Source organism: Ramlibacter henchirensis (genome assembly GCF_004682015.1).
Taxonomy (GTDB): Bacteria; Pseudomonadota; Gammaproteobacteria; order Burkholderiales; family Burkholderiaceae_C; genus Ramlibacter; species Ramlibacter henchirensis.
On record NZ_SMLM01000001.1, the window covers coordinates 161019 to 183732 of the forward strand.

The 22714-nt window shown below is 68.9% G+C and carries 22 protein-coding genes and 1 other RNA gene; 13 read left to right on the forward strand and 10 right to left on the reverse strand.

Features of this window, described 5'->3' with window-relative positions:
* Positions 1-37 precede the first annotated feature (37 nt).
* The 4 genes from EZ313_RS00820 (at position 38) to EZ313_RS00835 (ending at position 3261) form a co-directional block, all read left to right on the forward strand.
* Positions 38-937, forward strand: a complete 900-nt coding sequence (locus EZ313_RS00820) for an amino acid ABC transporter substrate-binding protein (RefSeq protein WP_135261335.1) — start codon at positions 38-40, stop codon at positions 935-937.
* Positions 938-1049: 112 nt separating this feature from the next.
* Positions 1050-1805 carry an amino acid ABC transporter permease gene (locus EZ313_RS00825; RefSeq protein ID WP_135261336.1) on the forward strand — a complete coding sequence of 252 codons (756 nt, stop codon included), beginning with the start codon at positions 1050-1052 and terminating at the stop codon, positions 1803-1805.
* Position 1806: 1 nt separating this feature from the next.
* Positions 1807-2478, forward strand: a complete 672-nt coding sequence (locus tag EZ313_RS00830) for an amino acid ABC transporter permease (RefSeq protein WP_135261337.1) — start codon at positions 1807-1809, stop codon at positions 2476-2478.
* A 45-nt stretch (positions 2479-2523) separates the two neighbouring features.
* Entirely contained in the window at positions 2524-3261 is a 738-nt protein-coding gene (locus tag EZ313_RS00835; protein ID WP_135263511.1) for an amino acid ABC transporter ATP-binding protein, read from the forward strand.
* An 84-nt stretch (positions 3262-3345) separates the two neighbouring features.
* Here EZ313_RS00835 and EZ313_RS00840 read toward each other — a convergent pair whose 3' ends face one another.
* The 6 genes from EZ313_RS00840 to EZ313_RS00865 all read right to left on the reverse strand — a co-directional run bounded on the left by EZ313_RS00840 (position 3346) and on the right by EZ313_RS00865 (position 9722).
* Positions 3346-4800 carry an aldehyde dehydrogenase gene (locus tag EZ313_RS00840; RefSeq protein WP_135261338.1) on the reverse strand — a complete coding sequence of 485 codons (1455 nt, stop codon included), beginning with the start codon at positions 4798-4800 and terminating at the stop codon, positions 3346-3348.
* A gap of 23 nt (positions 4801-4823) precedes the next feature.
* Positions 4824-5687 carry an ABC transporter ATP-binding protein gene (locus EZ313_RS00845; protein WP_135261339.1) on the reverse strand — a complete coding sequence of 288 codons (864 nt, stop codon included), beginning with the start codon at positions 5685-5687 and terminating at the stop codon, positions 4824-4826.
* The gene (locus EZ313_RS00850; RefSeq protein WP_420849295.1) at positions 5684-6481 is read right to left on the reverse strand and encodes an ABC transporter ATP-binding protein; all 798 of its coding nucleotides are present in this window, start codon (positions 6479-6481) and stop codon (positions 5684-5686) included. The genes EZ313_RS00845 and EZ313_RS00850 overlap by 4 nt, the downstream gene beginning before the upstream one ends.
* A 64-nt stretch (positions 6482-6545) precedes the next feature.
* Positions 6546-7562, reverse strand: a complete 1017-nt coding sequence (locus EZ313_RS00855) for a branched-chain amino acid ABC transporter permease (RefSeq protein ID WP_135261340.1) — start codon at positions 7560-7562, stop codon at positions 6546-6548.
* Positions 7559-8449, reverse strand: a complete 891-nt coding sequence (locus tag EZ313_RS00860; protein WP_135263513.1) for a branched-chain amino acid ABC transporter permease — start codon at positions 8447-8449, stop codon at positions 7559-7561. The genes EZ313_RS00855 and EZ313_RS00860 overlap by 4 nt, the downstream gene beginning before the upstream one ends.
* A 55-nt stretch (positions 8450-8504) precedes the next feature.
* On the reverse strand, positions 8505-9722 hold the full coding sequence (locus tag EZ313_RS00865; protein WP_135261341.1) for an amino acid ABC transporter substrate-binding protein: 1218 nt from the start codon (positions 9720-9722) through the stop codon (positions 8505-8507).
* Positions 9723-9882: 160 nt separating this feature from the next.
* Here EZ313_RS00865 and EZ313_RS00870 point away from each other — a divergent pair, with 160 nt between their 5' ends.
* The 5 genes from EZ313_RS00870 (at position 9883) to htpX (ending at position 14385) form a co-directional block, all read left to right on the forward strand.
* The gene (locus tag EZ313_RS00870; RefSeq protein WP_135261342.1) at positions 9883-10833 is read left to right on the forward strand and encodes a helix-turn-helix domain-containing protein; all 951 of its coding nucleotides are present in this window, start codon (positions 9883-9885) and stop codon (positions 10831-10833) included.
* 29 nt (positions 10834-10862) lie between these two features.
* Complete coding sequence (gene pyrC / locus EZ313_RS00875; protein WP_135261343.1) at positions 10863-11894, forward strand: dihydroorotase; 1032 nt, start codon at positions 10863-10865, stop codon at positions 11892-11894.
* A 4-nt stretch (positions 11895-11898) separates the two neighbouring features.
* Positions 11899-12684 carry an NYN domain-containing protein gene (locus tag EZ313_RS00880; RefSeq protein WP_167772455.1) on the forward strand — a complete coding sequence of 262 codons (786 nt, stop codon included), beginning with the start codon at positions 11899-11901 and terminating at the stop codon, positions 12682-12684.
* Entirely contained in the window at positions 12677-13408 is a 732-nt protein-coding gene (locus EZ313_RS00885; protein ID WP_135261345.1) for a DUF3025 domain-containing protein, read from the forward strand. The genes EZ313_RS00880 and EZ313_RS00885 overlap by 8 nt, the downstream gene beginning before the upstream one ends.
* A 107-nt stretch (positions 13409-13515) precedes the next feature.
* Positions 13516-14385, forward strand: a complete 870-nt coding sequence (gene htpX, locus EZ313_RS00890; protein WP_135261346.1) for a protease HtpX — start codon at positions 13516-13518, stop codon at positions 14383-14385.
* Positions 14386-14450: 65 nt separating this feature from the next.
* Here the strand turns inward: htpX and EZ313_RS00895 are convergent, their stop codons facing one another.
* From EZ313_RS00895 to EZ313_RS00905, 3 genes are all read right to left on the reverse strand, one after another.
* Positions 14451-15542 carry a GSU2403 family nucleotidyltransferase fold protein gene (locus tag EZ313_RS00895; protein ID WP_135261347.1) on the reverse strand — a complete coding sequence of 364 codons (1092 nt, stop codon included), beginning with the start codon at positions 15540-15542 and terminating at the stop codon, positions 14451-14453.
* A 101-nt stretch (positions 15543-15643) separates the two neighbouring features.
* A complete protein-coding gene (locus EZ313_RS00900) occupies positions 15644-16294 on the reverse strand; it encodes a ProQ/FINO family protein (protein WP_135261348.1) in 651 nt (216 codons plus the stop codon).
* Entirely contained in the window at positions 16291-17946 is a 1656-nt protein-coding gene (locus tag EZ313_RS00905; protein WP_135261349.1) for an NAD(P)/FAD-dependent oxidoreductase, read from the reverse strand. Before EZ313_RS00905 ends, EZ313_RS00900 begins: the two co-directional genes overlap by 4 nt.
* 62 nt (positions 17947-18008) lie before the next feature.
* On the opposite strand from EZ313_RS00905, the gene rnpB reads away from it, so the two are divergent.
* An RNA gene (rnpB, locus tag EZ313_RS00910) (RNase P RNA component class A) lies at positions 18009-18379 on the forward strand.
* Positions 18380-18384: 5 nt separating this feature from the next.
* Here the strand turns inward: rnpB and EZ313_RS00915 are convergent.
* Positions 18385-20019 (reverse strand): MBL fold metallo-hydrolase, encoded by a 1635-nt coding sequence (locus EZ313_RS00915; RefSeq protein WP_135261350.1) that lies wholly within the window; start codon positions 20017-20019, stop codon positions 18385-18387.
* A 144-nt stretch (positions 20020-20163) separates the two neighbouring features.
* On the opposite strand from EZ313_RS00915, the gene dapF reads away from it, so the two are divergent.
* Genes dapF through EZ313_RS00930 form a run of 3 tightly spaced genes read left to right on the forward strand, consistent with a single transcriptional unit; the run spans position 20164 to position 22663 of the window.
* The gene (gene dapF / locus EZ313_RS00920) at positions 20164-21033 is read left to right on the forward strand and encodes a diaminopimelate epimerase (protein WP_135261351.1); all 870 of its coding nucleotides are present in this window, start codon (positions 20164-20166) and stop codon (positions 21031-21033) included.
* Positions 21030-21734, forward strand: a complete 705-nt coding sequence (locus tag EZ313_RS00925; protein WP_135261352.1) for a DUF484 family protein — start codon at positions 21030-21032, stop codon at positions 21732-21734. Before dapF ends, EZ313_RS00925 begins: the two co-directional genes overlap by 4 nt.
* A gap of 2 nt (positions 21735-21736) precedes the next feature.
* A complete protein-coding gene (locus tag EZ313_RS00930; RefSeq protein WP_135261353.1) occupies positions 21737-22663 on the forward strand; it encodes a tyrosine recombinase XerC in 927 nt (308 codons plus the stop codon).
* Positions 22664-22714 lie beyond the last annotated feature (51 nt).

Here is a 22714-nt window from a genome sequence, read left to right on the forward strand (position 1 = left end):
TTTCACTTCACCCTCGTTCCCCTTTCAGGAGATTTGCATGAAGAAGGTCCTCTTGGCCGCCGCCATCGCCGCCGCCGCTTCCGGCGCCGCGTTCGCGCAGGCGAACGACACCATCGCCAAGGCCAAGTCCTCCGGCGTGGTCACCATGGGCGTGCGCGAGTCCTCCGGCGCCCTGTCGTACACGCTGGGCGACGGCAAGTTCGCCGGCTTCCATGTGGAGATCTGCCAGCGCATCCTGGCCGAGCTGGAGAAGCAGGCCGGCAAGAAGCTGGAGGTGAAGTACCAGGCCGTCACCTCGCAGAACCGTATCCCGCTGGTGCAGAACGGCACGGTGGACATCGAGTGCGGCTCCACCACCAACAATGCCGCGCGCCAGAAGGACGTCTCGTTCCTGAACACCACCTACGTCGAGGAGGTCAAGGTCGCGGTCAAGGCCAACTCCGGCATCGACACCATCGCCAAGCTCAATGGCAAGACGGTGGCCACCACCACCGGCACCACCTCGGTGCAGCACCTGCGCAAGCACGAGCGCGCCGCCAGCCTGGACTTCAAGGAAGTCTTCGGCAAGGACCACGCCGACAGCTTCCTGCTGCTCGAGTCCGGCCGTGCCGACGCCTTCGTGATGGACGGCTCCATCCTGGCGGGCAACATCGCCAACTCGCGCAATCCGGGCGACTTCAAGCTGCTCGGCGAAGTGCTCAACGTCGAGCCCATCGCCATCATGGTCCGCAAGGACGACGCGGCCCTGAAGAAGCTGGGCAACGACGTCATCGCCGGCCTGGTGAAGTCCGGCGAGATGAACAAGCTGTGGGACAAGTGGTTCCTGCAGCCGATCCCGCCGAAGAACATCAAGATCGGCCTGGCTCTGTCCGAGAACACGAAACAGGCGTGGGCCAGCCCGAACGACAAGCCGATGGAAGAGTACGCGAAGAAGTAATTCGCGGCTGCCCCCCGAAGGACCCCTGTCCGAGCGCGTTGGGCAGGGGTCTTGCTTTTGAAGGGGGCGACCGTGAAGATGCAAAGAAGAGCAAGACGGAGAGGAGAAGCGCATGGCCTGGAACTGGCAGGTCTTCTGCAGGGAAACCACCTCCGGTGAGACGGTGGTCGGTTGCTTCGGCAGGGGCGGCGACGAGACGTACCTGAACTGGATCGTCACGGCCTGGGGCTGGACCCTGTTCGTGGCGCTTTGCGCGCTGGTGGTGGCGCTGGTCAGCGGGCTGATCATCGGCACCATCCGCACGCTGCCCAACAGTCCGTGGCTGGTGCGGCTGGGCAATGCATGGGTGGAGCTGTTCCGCAACATCCCGCTGCTGGTGCAGATCTTCCTCTGGTACTTCGTCATCCCGGGCATCTTCCCGGCGATGAAAGGCGTGCCCTCGGTGGTGCTGGTGATCATGGCGCTGGGCCTGTTCACGTCGGCCCGGGTCGCCGAGCAGGTGCGCGCGGGCATCCAGTCACTGCCCCGGGGGCAGCGCTATGCCGGCATGGCGCTGGGGCTCACGACGGGGCAGACGTACCGCTTCGTGCTGCTGCCGATGGCCCTGCGCATCGTCATCCCGCCGCTCACCAGCGAGTCGATGAACATCGTCAAGAACTCGTCGGTGGCCTTCGCGGTGTCCATCGCGGAACTGACGTTCTTCGCGCGCCAGTCGGGCGAGGAGACGTCCGCGCCCGTCGAGATGTACCTGGCCGCGACGGTGCTCTACGCGATCTCGGCGTTCGCCATCAACCGGGTGATGGGCGTGATCGAGAAGAGGACCCGCGTGCCCGGCTTCGTCGCCGCCGGCGGCATGGGAGGGCACTGAAATGCTCGGCAGCCTCGACCTGTCCTTCTTCAGCTGGGACCTGCTGGCGCCCTTCGTCATCAAGGGCTTCATCTTCAGCATCTGGCTGACTGTGGTGGCCACCGTCGGCGGCATCGTCTTCGGAACCATCCTGGCGCTGATGCGCCTGTCGGGCGTCAAGCTGCTGGAGATCCCGTCGGCCGCCTACGTCAACACGATGCGCTCCATCCCGCTGGTGATGGTGCTGCTGTGGTTCTTCCTGCTGATTCCGTTTGCGATCGGGCGGCCCATAGGCGCCGAGATGTCGGCCGTGATCACCTTCATCGCGTTCGAGGCGGCGTACTTCTCGGAGATCGTGCGCGCCGGCATCCAGTCGATCCCGCGCGGGCAGGTCAACGCCGGCTACGCGCTGGGCATGACATACGGGCAGAACATGAAGCTGATCATCCTGCCGCAGGCCTTCCGCAACATGCTGCCGGTGTTCCTGACGCAGACCATCATCCTGTTCCAGGACACCTCGCTCGTCTACGCCATCGGCGCCTACGACATGCTCAAGGGCTTCGAGACCGCGGGCAAGAACCTGGGCCGCCCCATCGAGGCCTACCTGCTGGCCGCCGTGCTGTACTTCTTCATGTGCCTGGCTCTCTCGAAGGTCGTTCGAGCGGTCCAGAACAGGGTGCAGATCATCCGCTGAACGAACAACGAGGGACCCATGGACACAGCGAAGAACGACAGACCGATGATCGAGATCGACAACATCTCCAAGTGGTACGGCCCCGTGCAGGTGCTGCAGGACTGCTCGGTCCGCATCAACAAGGGCGACGTGGTGGTGGTCTGCGGCCCTTCGGGCTCGGGCAAGTCCACGCTGATCAAGGCGGTCAACGGGCTGGAGCCGGTGCAGAAGGGCCGCATCTTCGTCGACGGCATCCAGGTCAACGAACCCAGGACCGACCTGCCCAAGCTGCGCAGCCGGGTGGGCATGGTGTTCCAGCACTTCGAGCTGTTCCCGCACCTGTCGGTGACGGAGAACCTCACGCTGGCGCAGATGAAGGTGCTCGGCCGAAACACCGAGGAGGCCCGCAAGCGCGGCCTGAAGATGCTCGACCGCGTGGGCCTGATGGCGCACAAGGACAAGTTCCCCGGCCAGCTGTCGGGCGGCCAGCAGCAGCGCGTGGCGATCGCGCGTGCGCTGTCGATGGACCCCATCGTGATGCTGTTCGACGAGCCCACCTCCGCGCTCGACCCGGAGATGGTGGGCGAGGTGCTGGACGTCATGGTCACGCTCGCCAAGGAAGGCATGACCATGATGGTGGTCACGCACGAGATGGGCTTCGCGCGCAAGGTTGCCAACCGCGTGATCTTCATCGACGTCGGCGGCCGCATCCTGGAGGACTGCAGCAAGGACGATTTCTTCGGGAATCCGGAGGCGCGGCAGGCGCGGACCAAAGACTTCCTGAACAAGATCCTCAGCCACTAGTTCACGACCGCAGGTCGAGCCGCCTGCGCGCAATAACATGCAGCGCAGACACCCTTTGACGATGGAGCCGGCTTTGCCGGTCCATCAAAACGGATAGTGCCGCGGCTGCGTCTGCATCGTGATCCAGCGCAGCTCGGTGAACTCCGCGACTCCCGCTCGCCCGCCGAACCTTCCCATCCCGCTGCCCTTCACGCCACCGAACGGCATCTGCGCCTCGTCGTGCACCGTGGGTGCATTGACGTGGCAAATCCCCGAGTCGATGCGTCGCGCGACGTTGAACGCGCGCGCCAGGTCGCGCCCGAACACCGCCGCCGACAAGCCGTACTCGTTGTCGTTCGCGCAGGCGATCGCTTCCTCCACGCCGCGCACGCGCACGATCGGCTTGACCGGTCCGAAGCTTTCCTCGTGATAGATGCGCATCTGCGGCGTCACGTGGTCCAGCACCGTGGCGGGCATCAGGGTGCTGTCGGCCTTGCCGCCGCACAGGAGCTTGGCGCCCTTGGACAAGGCGTCGTCCAGCAGCGCGTTGCAGTGCTCCACAGTGCTCATGCCGATGACGCTGCCCAGCACCACCGGCTCGGGCTTGCGCGGATCGCCGACCGGCAGCGACCTGGCCTTGGCCGCGAACTTGCGGACGAAATCGTCGGCCACTTTCTCGTCGACGATGATGCGTTCCGTGCTCATGCAGATCTGGCCACTGTTGGCGAAGCAGCCGAAGGCGGCCGCGTTGACCGCGTCGTCCAGGTCGGCGTCGTCCAGGATCACCAGCGGCGCCTTGCCGCCCAGCTCCAGCACCGCGGGCTTGAGGTACTTGGCACAGGTCTGCGCGATCAGCCTGCCGACGCGGGTCGACCCTGTGAAGTTGACGCGGCGCACCGCCGGGTGCGACACCATGGCTTCGACCACCATGCCGGCCTCGTGCGGCGCGTTGGTGATGTAGTTGACGACCCCCGCGGGAAACCCGGCCTCGATGAACGATTCGACGATCAGCTGGTGCGTGCGCGGGCAGTTCTCGCTGCCCTTGAGGATGACCGTGTTGCCGCAGGCCAGCGGCGTCGCGATGGCGCGCACACCCAGGATGATGGGCGCGTTCCAGGGCGCGATCCCCAGCACCACCCCGGCCGGCTGCCGCACGCCCATCGCCAGCGAACCGGGCACGTCCGAGGGGATCACCTCGCCGGAGATCTGCGTGGTCAGCGAAGCCGCCTCGCGGATCATGCCGGCGGCCAGCATCACGTTGAAGCCCGCCCACATGCCCGTGGCGCCGGTCTCGGCGGCCACGGCTTCCACGAACTGCGGCAGCTTGGCTTCCAGCTTCTCCGCCGCCTTGAGCAGCAGGCCGCGCCGTTCGCTCGGGCCGGTCTCGCTCCAGGTGCGGAAGGCTTCGGCCGCGGCATCCGCCGCCATCTTCGCGTCGGCGGCGGACGCGGCGGGCGCGCGCGTGGCGACGGTGCCGTCGAGCGGATTGCGGCGCTCGAACGTCGCATTCTTCTCGGCGGTGACTTTCAAGCCGTTGATCAGCATGGAGAGGTCGGACATGGCGGTGCTCCTTGGGGCAAGGTTCAGGAAATGCGTTCGGGCCGGGCTTGTCGAGGCGCTTCGACAGGCTCCGGGCGAGCGGCGTTGGGATCTCGAACCGCGTCTCGAGCGGCCCGTGCCGCGGTGGTGGTCTCGCTGCTCTGCGCGCCGAGGTAGGTTTCGCGGATCACCGTGGAGCGGGCGAGCAGCTTCGCCGGCCCGCTGGCGACCAGCGTACCGCGCTCCAGCACGTAGCCGCGGTCGGCGACGGCGAGGGCTTTCTTGACGTTCTGCTCGACCATCAGCACCGTCGTGCCGCTGTCGGCGATGCGCCGCGCGATCGCCAGCAGTTCGTCGACCATGCGCGGCGCCAGCCCGAGCGACGGTTCATCGAGCATCAGCAACCGCGGCGAGCTGACCATTGCGCGCGCCACGGCGACCATCTGCTGTTCGCCGCCGCTCATGGTGCCGGCCAGCTGGCCCGAGCGTTCGCGCAGCTTCGGGAAGTCGGCCAGCACCTGCTCGATGCGCGCGGACCGCTCGGACTTCGGGACCAGCCAGCCACCGAGCTCCAGGTTCTCCAGCACGGTGAGCTGCGGAAACAGCTGGCGCCCTTCCGGCACCAGGACCACGCCGCCGCGCACGATCTCGTGCGTCTTCTCCGGCAGGTCGTCGCCGTCCAGCAGCACTTCGCCCTTGCGCGGGATCAGGCCGTTGAGCGCGCGCAGCAGCGTCGTCTTGCCCGCGCCGTTCGGGCCCAGGATCACCGTCAGCCCCGGCCGGGCTTCGAAGGCGAGGTCCCGCAACACGGGGAACGCGCCGTACCCGGCGGACAGGCCGCGCACCTTCAGGTGGGCACGGCGCGCGGCGGCGCCGTGCTCGAAAGCCATCTCGCGCCACCACATCATGCGGGCTGCTCCTCGGTCATCTCGTCGCCCAGGTACGCTTCGACCACCTCGGGGTCGTGCACCACTTCGTGCGGCGTGCCGTCGGCGATCTTGCGGCCCTGGTGCAGCACGATCACGCGCTCGACGTGCCGCAGCAGCACCCGCACGGCGTGCTCGATCCACACGACCGTCAGGTCCAGTTCGTCCCGCAGCCGGCGGATCAGGTGCGCCATGTTGTCGATCTCCGCCTCGGTCAGGCCCGCCGCCACTTCATCGAGCAGCAGCAGCTTCGGCCGTGTCGCCAGCGCCATGCCGATCTCGAGCAGCCGCTGCTGCGACGGCGTGATCGCACCGGCCGGAAGGTCCGCCTGCTGCGACAGGCCGATCAGCTGCAGGATGCGCCCGGCGTCGCGCAGGGTCCAGGGCACGGTGCTCTCCTCGCCCCACAACCAGTACTTGCGCTGACGGCGTCCCGCGAACTTCAGGCCGAAGGCGATGTTGGCGGCCACCGGCATGTCGGCGAAGACGCGCGGGGTCTGGAACGTGCGCGCGAGGCCGTGCGCGGCGTAGCGGTGCGGACCTTTGCCGGTGAGGTCATCGCCCAGCACGACCATCCGGCCCGAGGTGGGCGCCTGCACGCCGGAGATGGCGTTGAAGAAGGTGGTCTTGCCGGCGCCGTTGGGGCCGATGATGCCCACCAGCTCGCCGGCGCGGAACGTGGCGCTCACCGCGTCGACCGCCACCAGGCCGCCGAAGCGCACCGTGACGTCGCGCGCGTCCAGGACGATGCGGGCGGCCGCGCCGGGCCGCCCCAAGCCGTCCGCAGCCCCCTCGGGGGGCGGCGCAGTGCGCGAAGCGCCAAGCGTGGGGGCGCTGAGACTAGACAAGGCGGCGCTCCCGGGCCCGCTGCTTGTCGCGCGCCTTGTCGCCGCTCCACTCGTAGCGGCGCTCCTTCCACCACGCCCCGGCGTCGCGCCACCAGCCGCGCAGCGTGTCCCACCGCAGCGAAGCCAGGCCGCCGGGCAGGTACAGCACCGACAGGATCAGCAGCAGGCCCAGCGTCATCATGTAGACCTGTGGCGCCTGCAGCCGCAGCGTCTCGGCCAGCAGGCTGAAGACGATGGCGGCGATCAGCGGGCCCCACAGCGTCAGCGCGCCGCCGATCAGCGCGATCAGCACGGTCTGGAACCCGATGAAGGGATTGAACACCGTGACCGGGTCGATGTAGGTCCAGCGCACCGACATGGCGGCGCCGATCGCGCCCGCGAAAGCCGCGGTCATCGCGAATCCGGCCAGCTTGACCCAGCGCGTGTTCACGCCCAGCGTCTGCGCGCGCTGCTCGTCCGCGCCGATGCCGGCCAGCGCCAGCCCGAATCGAGTGCGGCGCACCCAGATCGAGACCGCAACGACGGACATCGCGAGCGCCAGCACGGTGAGGTAGACCGTGTCGCGCTCGGGCACGACGGTGAGCACGCGCCCGACGGTGCCGGTGACGCTTTTCTCGAAATAGGTGACGCCGTGGCGGATCAGCTCCGTCATCCCGAACGTCAGCACGGCGAAGTAGGTGCCGCGCAGGTGAAGCACCGCCGCGCCCATCAGCACCGCGACCAGCGCGGCAAGCCCGGCGCCGAGCGCAATGGCCTGGCCCCAAGGCATTGTCTCCAGCGACAGCGCGCACGCATACGCGCCGATGCCGAAGAAGGCCGACGTCGCCAGCGACAGGTAGCGCGTGAAGCCGCAGAACAGGGCCCAGCTGGAGGACAGGGCGATGTACATCAGGCAGGTGAGCGCCAGCGAGACGATGAAATCGCTTCCCCAGTAGGGCAGGGCCAGCGCCCAGCCGGTCAGGCCGAACAGCACGAGAATGTCGCGCACGAGGAGTTGGCGACTCGTCATGCCTTGCGGCTCTTTCGCGTGAACAGCCCTTCGGGCCGCAGCAGCAGCACGGCGATGAAGACCGCGTACGACAGCAGCGCCTTGAGCGAGGGATTGGTGAAGTGCATGCCGAGCGCTTCCACCACGCCGAGCAGCAGTCCGCCCGCGAGCGCGCCCGACATGCTGCCGAAGCCGCCGAGCGTGATGACGATCAGCGCGGTGACGGTGTAGGGCTCGCCCATCGAGGGCGAGATCGTGTAGGCCATGGACAGCAGGCAGCCCGCGACGCCCGACAGCCCCAGGCCGATGCCGAACATCAGCGGATGCAGCATCCGCGTGTTGATGCCGACCAGCTGCGCGCCGACCGGCGACTGCATCAGCGCCCGCACGCCCTTGCCCAGCAGCGTCATCCGCAGCAGCACGATCATCGCGCCCGCGAACAGCAAGGAAAGGGCGAACACCAGCAGTTTGTTGGCCGCGAACTGCGCGCCGCCGAACCGAACCGGCTCGGTGAGGAACTCGTAGCCGCGCAGGTCGCCGCCCCAGATCCAGTTGACGAAGTTCTGCACCAGGAACATCAGGCCGAAGGCGACCATCAGGCCGCGGGCCTCGAAGACATCCAGGTTCGGGGAGGTGGCCGTGAGGCGGCGAAAGCACAGGAAATGGACGGCGAGCCCGAGCGCCATGAGCAGCGCGAACGACACCGGCACCATCACCAGCGGGTGGATGCCGAAGGAGGTCTGGACCATCCAGGTCAGGTACGCGCCCACCATCAGGAACTCGCCATGGGCGATGTTCAGGATGCGCATCAGCCCGTACTGCAGGTTCAGCCCGAGGGCGACGAGCGCGTAGATGCCGCCCGTGATCAGGCCGGAGGTGAGGAGTTCGAGCCAGGCGCCGAGGGAGATCACAGAGGAAAACACGCCCCGTGCCGGGGCGTGTCCTTGCACATGGATGAAGGGGCTACTTCCAGGCCGGCTTGGCCGGATTGAGCTTCGCCGTCGCCACCTTCGGCGGCCACACGACCTCCATCTCGCCGTTCTGCCACTGCCCCACCGTGCCCGGCGTGGCGGTGTTCTCGCTGCCGGTGAACTTGACGTCGCCGATGATGGTCTTGTGCGTGGTGTTCGCGATGTAGTCGCGCATCGCCTTGCGGTCCAGGCCCACCTGCTTGACGGCGCTGGTCAGGATCTCCAGCCCGGCCCAGCAGTGGCCGCTCGCCCAGCGGTCCGGCTCCTTGCCGCCGAACTTCCTGGTGTGCGCCTCGAAGTACGCCTTCGCGCCGGGGCTGGTCTTCGCGTTCCAGGAACCCATGCCCAGCACGCCTTCGGCGCCCGCGGGCGTCATGACGTTCTTGTAAAGCTGGAACGCAGTGCCGACCGAGGCGTAGAAGAACTTCGGGTTGAAGCCGACTTCCTTGGCCTGGCGGCTGGCGAGGATGGTGTCGGGCGGGTAGGTGAAGCCGATGAACGCGTCGGGGTTCTTGTCCTTGATCGATCGCAGCGTGGGCGACAGGTCCTTCACGCCGCCCGGGTAGCTGGTGTCCTGCACCAGCTGGATGCCGCTGCCGGCCAGCGCCACCTTCAGCGCCGCGTAGTTCTCCAGCCCGAACAGGTCGTCCACGTAGATGCAGGCCGCCGTCTTCGCGCCGTTGGCCTTGAGCATGTCGACCAGCGCATCGCACATCGGCTTGGGTTGCTGCAGCAGCAGGAAGAAGTAGGGCAGCTTCATCTCGACCAGCCGCCGTGACAGCGCCGTGGGAGCGAGGAACGGATAGCCGAAGCGGTTGGCCAGCGGCGCGACAGCGAAGTTGGCGTTGCTGCCCCACGGCGGCAGCACCAGGTCGACCTTGTCGCTGCCCATCAGCTTCTCGTAGGTGCGCACGACGGTCTCGACCTCGCTGCGGTCGTCGCTGCTGATCAGCTCGATCTGGCGCTTGACGCCCTTCACGTCCAGGCCGCCGGCGGCGTTCTGCTGCTCGGCCCACAGCAGGTAGTTGGGTTCCTGGCTGACCTGCGCGCCGCCCGTCCACGGGCCCGTGCGGGCGATCGCGTAGCCCACCCGCACCGGGCCCGACTGGGCGATCAGGTGGGGCGCGACCGACATCGCGCCGACCGCCGCGGCGGCGCCGCGGATGAACTGGCGGCGGTTGCTGGGATTGAAGCTCGTGCGCTGGGACATCGCAGGTCTCCTCGAGAGGTGGTGCGGGATCGTATGCAGCGGGCGCGGCGCGCGCTTTGCTGCCCGGGCACTTTGCGCTGTACTGCCCGTGCACCGGGGGTCGGGTTTTCCCTCAAGGGCCTGCGGACGGGCCTGAGAGGCGGCGCGGATAATCCCGCGCATGGCCGAGTCCCTGAGCTTCACCACCGATGCCGTCGCGCCGCGCGACCGCGCGCCGCAGTGGTGCGAGTGGGTGTGGCAGCACTTCGGCGGCCTCGGCTCGGACCTGTATGGCGATACCCAATTCGACGGGCAACTGGTCGCTTCGCACGCGGGCGACGTCATCCTCACGCGGCTGGAAGCCAACCGCCACCGGGTGCTGCGCACGCCGGGCATGGCGCGAACCAGCGACACGGCCTACCTGAAGATCGTCGCGCCGTGGCAGGGCAGCGCCACCGTCCAGCAACAGGGCCGCGAGGCCTGCGCCCGCGCTGGCGCCTGGGTGATCTACGACACCACGGCCGCCTACGAGATCGCGAACCCGGAGCGCGTCGACCACCTGATCGTGATGGTGCCCAAGGACGCGGTGATCGAGCGCGCATTGCGCGTCGACGGCGTGATGGCTCGCCGCCTGGGCGCCAGCGGAATCTCGCGCGTGGCGCTGGAGACGATGCGCAACACCTACCAGGAGCTGCCGCACATGAGCGAGGCGGCCGCGCGCGGTGCCGGCGAGATGATCAAGCAGCTGGTGCAGCTCTCCCTGATGGAACTCGCCGGCCTGGAAACGGCCGTCACGCAACGCGAGGCCTTGCGCGACCGCATCCGCGCGCACGTGCAGCAGCACCTGCGCGACCCGGAGCTCTCGGTGGACACGGTCGCGCGTGCGCTGAACTGCAGCCGGCGGCACCTGTACAACGCTTTTTCCGGCGAGGGCGAGTCGATCGCGGCGTTCATCCAGAGACTGCGGCTGGAGGCTTGCATCCGCGAGCTGCAGCACTCCGGTGCGAACGCGCGGCCGATCACGGACATCGCGCTGTCCTGGGGCTTCGGCAACCCTTCGCATTTCAGCCGCGTGTTCCGCGACCACACCGGCATGACGCCTTCCGCGTTCCGCCACGCGCCGGTCCGCTGAGTCCCGGCTCGCTCTGGGACAATCGGCCCATGGCCGACTCCTTCACGATCACCCGCCCCGACGACTGGCACCTGCACGTGCGCGACGGCGCCGCCCTCGCGGCGGTGGTGCCGCATTCGGCGGCACAGTTCGCGCGCGCGATCGTCATGCCCAACCTCAAGCCGCCCGTCACCACCGCGCAGCAGGCGGCCGCGTACCGGGAGCGGGTCCGCGCAGCGGTCCCCAGGGGCATCGCGTTCGAACCGCTGATGACGCTCTACCTCACGGACAACCTGCCGCCGGAGGAGATCCGCCGGGCGCGCGAAGCGGGCGTCGCCGCGGTCAAGCTCTATCCGGCCGGCGCCACGACCAACAGCGACTTCGGCGTGACCGACATCCGCAAGACGGCGCGCACGCTCGAAGCGATGCAACGCGAGGGCCTGCCGCTGCTGGTGCACGGCGAGGTCACCTCACCGGACGTGGACCTGTTCGACCGCGAGGCGGTGTTCATCGACGAGCAGCTGATCCCGCTGCGGCGCGACTTCCCCGGCCTCAAGATCGTGATGGAGCACATCACCACCCGCGAGGCCGCGCAGTACATCCGCGATGCCGACCGCCTGACCGCCGCGACCATCACCGCGCACCACCTGCTCTACAACCGCAATGCCATCTTCACCGGCGGCATCCGGCCGCACTACTACTGCCTGCCGGTGCTCAAGCGCGAGGTGCACCGCGTCGCGCTGGTGGAGGCGGCGACCTCCGGCAGCCCGAAGTTCTTCCTGGGCACCGACAGCGCGCCGCATGCCTCGCACCTGAAGGAGCATGCGCTCGGTTGCGCCGGTTGCTACACGGGGCATGCGGCGATGGAGCTGTATGCCGAAGCCTTCGAAGCCGCCGGCGCCCTCGACCGGCTGGAGGGTTTCGCCAGCTTCTACGGCGCCGACTTCTACGGCCTGCCGCGCAACACCGGCAAGCTGACGCTGAAACGCCAGGAATGGACGGTGCCCGACACCTATGGGTTCGGCGAAGCGCAGCTCAAGCCGCTGCGCGCCGGCGAAATGCTGCGGTGGAAAGCGGCCTGACGCCGTGAGCCCGAACGCCCGGCCCGCAGCGGCACTCCTGATCGACGCCGACAACCTGTCGCCCGAAGTGGCCGAGAAGGCGATCGCCGATCTCGCCAAGCGCGGGCTGATGGTCTCTGTGCTGCGTGCCTACGGCAGCCCTGAAACGCTCGCGGCGGCGCGCGAGGTATTGCAGAAGCATGCCGCGCGCGTGGTGGTGAACCAGGGCAAGGGAACCACCGATGCGGCGCTGGTCGTGGACGCGATGGATCTCCTGCATTCCAACGGGCTGCCCGACATCGTCGCCATCGGTTCGAGCGATGGTGATTTCGCTCCCCTGGCCGTCCGGCTGCGCGAGTCCGGCCGCCACGTCCTGTGCTACGCCCAGGGACACAAGGCCGACCTCGGCGTGCTGCAGCGCGTCTATGCCGAAGTGATCCCGCTGGCCCCCGGCAAGGCGGCGCGCGCTGCTCCCGCCCCGGCGCCCGCACCGGCCGCAGCGCCGGCTGCGACCAGCGCTGCTCGCAAGTCAGGCAGGAAAACCACCAGCGCGGCGGGCCGGAAGGCGGCGGCCGCACCCGCCGAGGCGCCTGACATCGCGTCATCTGTCTGGTCGTTGCTGGAGGAGATACCGGGCTTCGCGGACGGCGAGGCGGTGGAACTCAACGCCGTGGTCAAGAAGCTGCGCGACGCGAAAGCCATGACGCGCAGCGCCACCGCGCCCAGCTTCTTCAAGAAGCTCGGCCTGCCCGTCGAACTGATGCCGGCGCGCGCGCCCAACAAGCTGCGGCGCCTGGACGCCGTTGCCTGACCGCCTCGACTGGCAGGCGCCCTGGTACGCGGCCTGGCGCGAGCCGGGGAGGGCGGTCGAGCAACTCCTCGCCGGATCCGCGTTGTTGCAGGACGCACTCAACGCAGGGGCTCCGGCTCCGGTCCGTTTCGTGCCGCAGGACGCGCTCCCCGAAGGAACGCCCTACGAGCAGTTCATCTTCGAACGCCGTCAATGCCCCACGCGCGACAACCTGCACGACTTCTTCAACGGCCTGGTCTGGCATCGCATGCCGCGTGCCAAGGCGCGGCTGAACGAGTTGCAGGCGAGCGAGATCGCCGCGCACGGCATCGGCGACAGACGCGGGCCGGTACGCGATGCGATCACGCTGTTCGACGAGAACGGCGCCCTGCTGGAGGCGCCGCAGCCCCTGTGGTACGCGCTGATCGAACGCGACTGGAACCGGCTCTTCATCGAGCTGCGGCCGCAGTGGCAGCACGCGCGCGTGCTCGTCTTCGGCCACGCGCTGCTGGAGAAGCTGGCCGCGCCGCGCAAGGACCTCACCGCCCATGTCTGGTGCGAGCCCTGCGCGCTGGACAGCGTAGAAGCGGCCGACGCCTGGCTGGCCGGGCGCTGCACGCCGGAGCGGCTGGCCGGCAAGCCGTTCACCCCGTTGCCGCTGTCGGGCATCCCGGGCTGGGATGCGGCCAACCAGAACTTTTCGTTCTACGAGGACTCTGTGGTGTTCCGGCCGCGCAGGCGGTGAAGGCAGGGCAGAATGCGGCGCGCGACGGGTGGGCCGGCCCTTGAATCCGGACGCCGGCACCTCACCTGAGCGCTGGGAAAATCCCGGACTTCACTTTTCGGAGCCTTATGAAACGCATCGTCCTGTTCCTGGCCACCAACCTCGCGGTCGTGGTGGTGCTCGGGATCGTCGCCAGCCTGCTGGGCGTCAACCGGTATCTCACGGCCAACGGCCTGAACCTGGGCGCACTGCTGGGCTTCGCCTTCGTCATGGGCTTCGGCGGCGCGATCATCTCGCTGCTGCTGTCCAAGACGATCGCCAAGTGGAGCTCGGGCGTCCACCTGATCACCGGCAGCGAGGGCCCGGACGAGCGCTGGATCGTCGAGACGGTGCGCCGCTTCGCCGACAAGGCCGGCATCGGCATGCCGGAGGTCGGCGTGTTCCAGGGCGAGCCCAACGCGTTCGCCACCGGTGCGTTCAAGAACAACGCGCTGGTCGCGGTCTCCACCGGCCTGCTGCAGGGCATGACGCGCGAGGAGGTCGAGGCGGTCATCGGCCACGAAGTGGCGCACATCGCCAACGGCGACATGGTGACGATGACGCTGATCCAGGGCGTGATGAACACGTTCGTCGTGTTCCTGTCGCGCGTGATCGGCTACCTGGTGGACAGCTGGCTCAGCCGTGGCGAGCGCTCGGGCCCGGGCATCGGCTACATGGTCACCACCATCGTGCTGGACATCCTGCTGGGCTTCCTGGCCGCCATCATCGTGGCCTGGTTCTCGCGGCAGCGCGAGTTCCGCGCCGACCGCGGTTCGGCCCAGCTGATGGGGCGGCGCCAGCCGATGATCAATGCGCTGGCGCGCCTGGGCGGCATGGTGCCGGGCGAATTGCCCAAGGGCCTGCAGTCCATGGGCATCACGTCCGGCGTGGGCAAGCTGTTCTCGACGCACCCGCCGATCGAGGAGCGTATCGCCGCGCTGCAGGCGGCCCAGGCCTGAGCCGTCGCGCATGAAGGAAAAGCCGCCTCAGGGCGGCTTTTTCGTTGCGGGCGAGGCAGGCGGCGTCAGGCCGCCTTGCGCGTGGCTCGCGGGCTGGCGGCCTTCAGGACGGCCCCGAGGCTTTCCGCGATCCGAGGGTGGTGCGCCGCCACGTGCGCCAACCCTTCGGCAGCCCGGTTTCGCCAGCCCGGGCCGCGGCCCATCAGGTCTTCGGCGGCATTCTTGAGCGCAGCAGGAGAGCGCGCCAACCCGTACTCCGCCAGGGCGGCCACCTGGCCCGCGTCCTTCACGATCTTGGTGCGGAACGCCTCTTCCCGCTCGCCCATGATCACCAACTTGTGCAGCGCGTAGCGCATGGGCGAAGGGACGTTCACGACCACGACCTGTTCGCCGGCGAGGAGCGCGGTCTGCGTGGTGTGCTCTAGGGAGAACTCCATGAACTTCAGCGGCTGCAGGCTGACGTTCAGCGGCTCGTACCGATAGGCTTCCGCCTTGCGGCCCGCCGCGGTGAGGAGATCGACGCGGATGTCCTTCTTCGCCGTCAGGTACGTGGACGACGGTTCGGCGGCCAGCGTGTGCTGGGGCAGCAGGCCCATCTCCAGCGAGGTGATCGCGTCATGGATGTCGGCCTTGGCGTTGTCCGCCAGGGCCAGCGAGACATTGCGGCCGGGATGCGCGACGTCGACATCATTGGTGCGCCAGCCGCTGGACCAGCGCACGCCGAGCATGTTGGCCATGGCGATGAACGCATGCGTGCCGATCAGGACACCGCCGGCGCGGAAGAACCCGTGCTCCGCCATCCTGTTGACGATCGCGAAGTGCTGCGCGATCACCGTCATGCAGCCCAGCGAGACGCACGCGGTCACCAGGGCGGCCAGGTCGCCGGAGGATTGCGTCTTGCCTTGTTCATGCAGCTCGATGAGGCGCGCGAGCCTCTCATCGTCGGGGCCCAGGTAGACCTGCCGGTTCACCCCTTGCAGGTCCCGGACCTGCCAGTACCAGTAGTCGCGGCCCTTGACCGTCTTCCGGTTGAAGGAGCCCGGCAGGTTCCGCACGGAGCGGTCGAACGCCGCCGCCCGCGCCTGCTCGAACAACTCGGCGAAGTTGGTCTGCGCGGCGGGCGAAAGGTCCGTGAAGAGTCGTGGAGGCTCTGCCATGGTTATCCTGCGGCGAGGTCGGTGTGCAGTATAACGCGTTATACTGCTGAATATCACATCTGCAGTATAACTCTGTGTCGCGCAGGGCGTGCGCCGGCGCGTCAGGCGGTCAGCGCCCTCACCTCCGCCACGCCCAGCCCGTACATCTCGGCGAACTCCTCCGCGCTCTTCCCGCTCGCCTGGAAAGCGCGCCGCAGCGCCTCCTGCCGGGCCGACTTCTGGCCAAGAACCATCAGCGCCTCATCGAGCAGCGCGACCGCGTAGTCCGGCCCCCCGCCGAAGCGCTCCCGGTAGCCGTCGCGGCCGAGGCCCGATCGGCCGATGGCCTCGGCCAGCTGCGACACGGCGCGCCGGCGCGCTTGCGGCTCCTGCGGCGTCGAGCTCTTGCGCCGGTAGAGCTCCAGGATGGCGTGATGCACGTGCTCCGGCGCCACCGCATCCACCGGTCGGCCCTCCAGGTCGTGTCGCGGCAAGCCGGCTGCGACCGCTTCCAGGTAGCGCGTCGAGCGCGTGTGCAGCCCGAGCGCCACCTTGAGGTCCTCCGGCTTGAGCCGGTCGGGATGGGCCGCGGTCAGTTCCTCGAACACGCCGAGCTTGAGCGGCACGAACCGCGCGCCGAACAGGCGCGGGTACAGCTCGAACAGCGTGTGCAGCGTCGGATGCAGCGGGCGCGCGGCGCGCCGTTCTTTTTTCGGCGGCCGGGCGGCCGTGCCTTCGGCGGGCGCCGCGGCGGGGGAGGTGGGTTCGTTCATGTCGTGAGTTCTGCGATCCGGGTGCTGCCGGCGATGCTGCGCGCAACGGCTTCGCCGACCTTGATGCCGTCGACGCCGGCGGACAGGATGCCGCCCGCGTAGCCGGCGCCTTCGCCGGCCGGGTAGAGGCCGCGCACGTTGAGGCTCTGCAAATCGTCCCCGCGCGTGATCCGCACCGGCGAGGAAGTGCGCGTCTCCACGCCGGTGAGCACGGCGTCATGCCGGTCGAAGCCCTGGATCTTGCGGCCGAACGCCGGCAGCGCTTCGCGCAGCGCCTCGATGGCGTATGGCGGCAGTGAGGGATGCAGGTCGCCCAGGCGCACGCCGGGCTTGTACGAGGGCAGCACGTCGCCGAACTCTGTCGAGGGGCGGCCCGCGACGAAATCACCGACCAGCTGGCCCGGCGCTTCGTAGGTGCCGCCGCCCAGCACGAAAGCGCGCGACTCCAGTTCCCGCTGCAGCACGACGCCGGCCAGCGGGCCGCCCGGGTAGTCCTTCGGCTCGATCGACACCACCAGGCCGGCGTTGGCGTTGCGCTCGTTGCGCGAGTACTGGCTCATTCCGTTGGTCACCACGCGCTGCGGCTCGGACGTGGCGGCGACCACCGTGCCGCCCGGGCACATGCAGAAGCTGTAGACCGCGCGGCCGTTGCTTGCGTGATGCACCAGCTTGTAGTCGGCCGCGCCCAGCAGCGGGTGGCCGGCATGCTTGCCCCAGCGGGCCCGGTCGATCATCCCCTGCGGATGCTCGATGCGAAAGCCGATCGAGAACGGCTTGGCCTCCAGGTGCACGCCGCGCCGGTGCAGCGCCTCGAAGGTGTCGCGCGAGCTGTGGCCGAGGGCCAGCACCACGTGGTCGGCCCGCAGCTCTGAAGTGGCGCCGCTGTCCTGGTGCAGCACCACCAGCCCGCGCAGGCGGCCGTCCTCGATCACGAAGTCGGTCACGCGCTGCTGGAAGCGGATCTCGCCGCCCAGTTCCTGGATCTGCTCGCGCAGGCGCTCCACCACCTTCACCAGCTTGAAGGTGCCGATGTGCGGATGGGCGACGTAGAGGATGTCCTCGGGCGCGCCCGCCTGGACGAACTCCGTCATCACCTTGCGGCCGAGGTGGCGCGGATCCTTGATCTGGCTGTAGAGCTTGCCGTCGGAGAAGGTGCCGGCGCCGCCCTCGCCGAACTGCACGTTGCTCTCCGGATGCAGCACGCGCTTGCGCCACAGGCCCCAGGTGTCCTGGGTGCGCTCGCGGACCTTCTTGCCGCGCTCGATCACGATCGGCTTCAGGCCCATCTGCGCCAGCACCAGCGCCGCGAAGATGCCGCACGGGCCGAAGCCGATCACCACCGGGCGCGGATCCGGCGCGGCGGCCGCGGTGACCGGCGGGCGCCAGGCCATGTCGGGCGTGGGTGCGACGTGCGGATGCGAAGCCAGGCGCTTGAGCAGCGCGGACTCATTCGACGGATCGGCCAGCGCCACGTCGACGATGTAGACCGCCAGCAGCTCGGCCTTGCGCGCGTCGAAGCTGCGCTTGAAGACCTCCAGGCGCGCGATGGCCGATTCGGGGACGCCCAGCACCCCCGCGGCGGCGGCGCGCAGCGGTGCTTCGGGCTGCTCCGCGTGCGAGAGCGGGAGCTTGAGTTCGGAAAGACGGATCAAGGCTTGTGTCGATCAAGCAGCGGCCTGCGAAGCGCGGGCCGGTCCGGGATAATACGCAACGTGAAGCACGCCAGACCGCCGCTGGTGCGATCGCCGGAAGGCGGCACTGGAGGAAGGTCCGGACTGCACAGGGCAGCGTAGCAGGCAACACCTGTCCACCGCGAGGTGAGGATCAGAGCAACAGAGACGTAGTCCGCGCAGGCGGGCTCGCACCGAAGGCGCAGCCGGAGGTACGTAGCCCACTCGCTTGGGCGGGGTGAAACGGGCAATCTCTACGCGCAGCAATACCAAATAGGCCGGCGATGATGTGGCTCCGCGGAGCCGGCGGGTAGGTAGCACCGAGCCGTGGGGGCGACCCCCGGCCCAGAGGAATGGCGGTCACGGCGAGGGAAACCGAGCCGCACAGAATCCGGCCTATCGGCGCGCTTCACAACTTTTTCAGCGCACCAGGCCGAGCGCCTGGATGCGCTCGACGTGCGCGATCAGCGACCGCTGCGCGACCGGCCACATTCGCTGGGGCACGTCGTCATACGCGAGCGGCACCCAGTCTTCGGGCGTTGCACCCGGCCGGGCGCGCATCGCCGCGATCACCTTGGCTTCGCGTTGCAGGCGGTGCGCTTTCAGCCGCGCGATCGCATCCATCGCCGACCCGATCACATGGCCGTGGGCCGGGAAGATGAAGCCGATGCCATGTTCCGCGCACGCCGCGCTCAGGCGGTCCAGCGAATCGAGATAGGCCGTCATGTCGCCGTCCGGCGGATCGACCACCGTGGTGCTGCCGTTCAGGATGTGGTCGCCCGAGAACAGCAGCCCGTCCTCCACCAGCACCAGGCACAGGTGGTTGGCCGCATGCCCCGGCGTGTGGATCACTTTCAGGTGGTGCTCCTGCCCGCCGCCCGACAGGCCCAGCACTTCTGCGTCGGCCAGTTCGCGGTCCGGCGTGAAAACGCTGCCCGGGCGCGCCGTGGGCTGCGACCGAAGGCCGAGGATCGGCGGCTTGCGCGCGCACATCGCCTGCAGCGGGCGGGCGCCCGGCGAATGGTCGGAGTGCGAATGCGTGCAGACGATCATGCGGATGTCGCCGCCGGTCGCATCGAACAGGCGCTGCAGGTGCGGCGGATCGTTCGGGCCGGGATCGATCACCAGGTAACCGGTGCCGGCATCGCCCACGATGTAGCTGTTGGTACCCGGCCCGGTCATCACGCCCGGATTGCCGGCCGTCAGCCGCCTGACGTTCTTGAGCAGCTGCACCGGCCGCTCGCACTGCCAGTCGAGGTGGTGGACGATCTGCCCGTCGGGCGAGACCAGTTCCAGCTCGCCGTAGGGCAGGTCGTGCTCCATGTAGCGCGCTTCTTTGCCGGCGAGGAATCCGGCGCGAGGGCAGCTCGTCCACAGCGGCTTCTCGCCGGCGCAGGCGTCGAGCACGGCCTGCACGCTCGCGAACGGCTGCAGGCGCTCCAGCGTGCGGAGGGTCGGATAGATCATGAAGAACTGGCCCGCGTGGTGGCGCGTCAGCGCGTCGGCGGGGCGCACCCACACGGGCTCGAACTGCTCGGCCTCGTCGGCCACCGGCTCCTGGCCTTCTGGCATGCGGGCCACGAGGAAGGGCACGTCGAAACGGCGCGGCAGGTCGCGGTCGGTGATCCAGTGGGCCAGCAGGAACACGCAGTCGGCGGCGAGCGTGAGTCCGCGGTCGCGGCACTGCGGCGAGAGAGGCCTGTGGCGGTCGAGCGCCTCGACGTCGGCGCCGTCGGCGAAGCGGCCGTCGGCATGCCGCGCCAGCAGCACGCCCAGTTCCTCGAAGCTCTCGCGGATGGCGGCGATGGCCTGGGTGAGATGGGCGTCCGCCTGGCCCGGACGGCGGGACGCGATCTCATGCGCCGCTGCATCGGCGGCGTCGATTCCCCCGCCGGGAAAGACGTAGGCGCCGGGCGCGAAGCTGGCGGTGGGCGAACGGCGCGTCATCAACAGCTCGGGGCCTTCAGGCGTGTCGCGCATCAGGATCACCGTGGCCGCCGGCCGGGTGGGCACCGGCTCGCGCTGGGCATGCAGCAGTTGGGAAGCTCTGACCATCGCGGGATTACAGCACTTCGCGCGGGCCGCACGCGGGCGCGGGGGATCGCCACGGCCGCACAGGGCCGCGCACAAAGGCGTGCCGGTGTGCGGCCGACGCACACGTTCGGGTGACAAGGCGTCCGCAGCGCCGATAATCCGGGCATGCGGATCCGGTTCACCAAGATGCAGGGCGCGGGCAACGACTTCGTGGTGCTCGACGAAACCCTCCAGCGGCTGAACCTCGCGCCCGCCCAGTACCGCCGGCTGGCCGACCGCCATTTCGGCGTGGGCGCCGACCAGATCCTCTCGGTGCGGCCTTCGCCGGCGCCGGGCATCGACTTCGAATACGTGATCCACAACGCCGACGGCGGCGAAGTCGAGCAGTGCGGCAATGGCGCGCGCTGCTTCGTGCGGTACGTGCGCGACAAGGGCCTGACCACTCGCGACACGGTGCGGGTTCGCACGCTCTCGGGCGTCATCGAGCCTCGGCTCAACGCGGACGGACGCGTCACGGTCGACATGGGGCCGCCCGTGTTCGATCCGGGCGAAGTCCCGTTCGATGCGGCCGGCATCGAGCCGCACCGCGAAGGCGGCTGGCAGAAATGGAAGCTGGCCCTGGGCACGCGCGCGGATGCGCCGATCGTGGCGGTGGCGGTGCTGTCCATGGGCAACCCGCACGCGGTGCAGGAGGTCGACGACGTCGATGCCGCGCCGGTGCATGTGCAGGGCCCGCTGATCGAGAACCACCCGCGCTTCCCGCGGCGCGTCAACGCCGGCTTCCTGCAGGTGATCGACCGCGGCCAGGTGCGCCTGCGCGTGTGGGAGCGCGGCGCCGGCGAGACGCTGGCCTGCGGCACCGGCGCGTGCGCGGCGGTGGTGGCCGGCATCCGGCTCGGCCGCCTGGACTCGCGCGTGGACGTGCACACCCGCGGCGGTTTGTTGACCATCGAATGGGCTGGGGGCAACGCCTCCGTTTTCATGACGGGCCCGGCCGTCACCGTTTTCGAAGGCGAGATCGAGATTCCAGAATGAGCTTGACCACACCCACCTCCGGCATCCCTCCCATCACCGAGGACGACATCGCCGACTACCTGGCGAACACGCCCGACTTCTTCGTGCGCCACGCGCAGCTTCTGGCAAGCGTGCAGCTGAGCAGCCCGCACGGCCACCGCGCGGTGAGCCTGCAGGAGCGGCAGGCGGAGATGCTGCGCGAGAAGATCAAGGCGCTGGAGCACCGCATCATGGACATGGTGCGGCACGGCAACGACAACGTGATCATCGCGGACCGGCTGCACCGCTGGGCCCGCAACATCATGCTGGTGCGCTCCCGGCATGCGCTGCCGGCCAGCATCGCGTCGGAGCTCATGACGCAGTTCATGGTGCCGCAGGTCGGCATCAAGGTCTGGGACGTGGCGCCGCGCTTCTCCGACGAGCCGTTCGCCACCGGCGTCAGCGACGACGCGAAGAGCTTCGCCTCGTCACTGACGCAGCCCTACTGCGGCGTCAACTCCGGCTTCGAGGCGGTGAACTGGCTGGACGACACCGCGATGGCGATGTCCGTCGCGCTGCTCCCGCTTCGCGACGGCGCGCTGAACAACGCGTCCAAGGCGTTCGGCATGCTGGTGCTGGCCTCGCCCGACCCGCAGCGCTTTTCCGCCGGCATGGGCACGGACTTCCTCGAGCGCATCGCCGAACTGGCGTCGGCGGCGCTTTCGCGGTTGCGCGACGAATAGCGATGGAGTCGGGCGACCAGGCGTTGGTCGAGAAGTACCTGGAGCACGTCCGGGTCGAGAAACGCCTGGCGCAACGAACCGTCGAGCTCTACGCGCTCGACCTCGAGAAGCTGCGGCAATGCGCTGCCGCGGCGGGCATTCCCCTCCTGAAGGTGCAGAACGCCAACATCCGCCGCTGGGTCGCGCAGATGCACGGCGCGGGACGCAGCGGCCGCGGCATCGCTCTCATCCTCTCGGGCTGGCGTGGCTTCTACGCCTGGCTCGGCCGAAATGGCCAAGTGACCAGCAACCCGGTGCAGGACGTGCGCGCGCCGCGCTCCCCGCGGCCGCTGCCCAAGGCCCTGGGCGTGGACGACGCGATGCAGCTGGCCGACCACCAGGACGGCGAGGCCGACCCGGTGCTGGAAGCGCGCGACGTTGCCATGATCGAGCTGCTCTATGGCTGCGGGCTGCGCGTCGGCGAACTGGTGGGCCTGGACGCCGTGGCCAGCAACGCGGCGCGCGGCTGGATCGACCTGGAAGCCGGCGAGGCGCACGTCCTGGGCAAGGGCAGCAAGCGTCGCACCGTGCCTGTGGGCCGCAAGGCCGTGGAGGCCCTGCAGCGTTGGATGGACTTTCGCGGTCAGGTGGCCGCCGATGACCCGGCCCTGTTCGTCGGCCAGCGCGGCAAGCGCCTGAGCTCGCAATCCATCTGGCTGCGGCTCAAGCAGCGCAGCCTGCGGGCAGGGCTCCCCGTACCCGTGCATCCGCACATGCTGCGGCATTCCTTCGCGAGCCATGTGCTGCAGTCCAGCGGCGACCTGCGCGCGGTGCAGGAACTGCTGGGCCACGCGAACATCGCAACCACGCAGGTCTATACGCGGCTGGACTTCCAGCACCTGGCCAACGCCTACGACGCGGCTCATCCGCGGGCGCACCGCAAGCGCTGAGCCACTTCGGCGCCGGCCGGCCCTAGGATTCGGGCCGAACGAACGCCAAGA